This window comes from Vogesella mureinivorans (genome assembly GCF_007644035.1).
GTDB lineage: Bacteria > Pseudomonadota > Gammaproteobacteria > Burkholderiales > Chromobacteriaceae > Vogesella > Vogesella mureinivorans.
This window is the reverse complement of record NZ_VMTV02000058.1, coordinates 1-283: the sequence shown is the minus strand read 5'-3', so window position 1 is coordinate 283 and position 283 is coordinate 1. Positions and strand designations below refer to the sequence as shown.

Here is a 283-nt window from a genome sequence, read left to right as displayed (position 1 = left end):
ATCGACGACATTTTCCACAAGGGCGTGCTGGCCGAGGACTTCTCGATCTACCTGCACCGGCCCACGGCCACCGACCCCAGCTTCGCCCCGGCCGGCTGCGACAGCTTCTACGCGCTGGTGCCGGTGCCCAATCTGAAGGCCGGCGTCGATTGGGCGGTGGAGGGCCCGCGCCTGCAGCAGCGCATCGTCGACGCGCTCGATGCGACGATTCTGCCCGGGCTGAAAACCTCGATCCGCGCCGAGTTCCACATGACGCCCGAGCACTTCGAGCACCGCTATCTCG

At 67.1% G+C, this 283-nt stretch carries 1 pseudogene; it reads left to right on the top strand.

What is annotated here, in order from left to right:
• Window positions 1-283 (top strand): annotated as a pseudogene (locus tag FLQ44_RS23460) (phytoene desaturase); the annotation flags it as partial.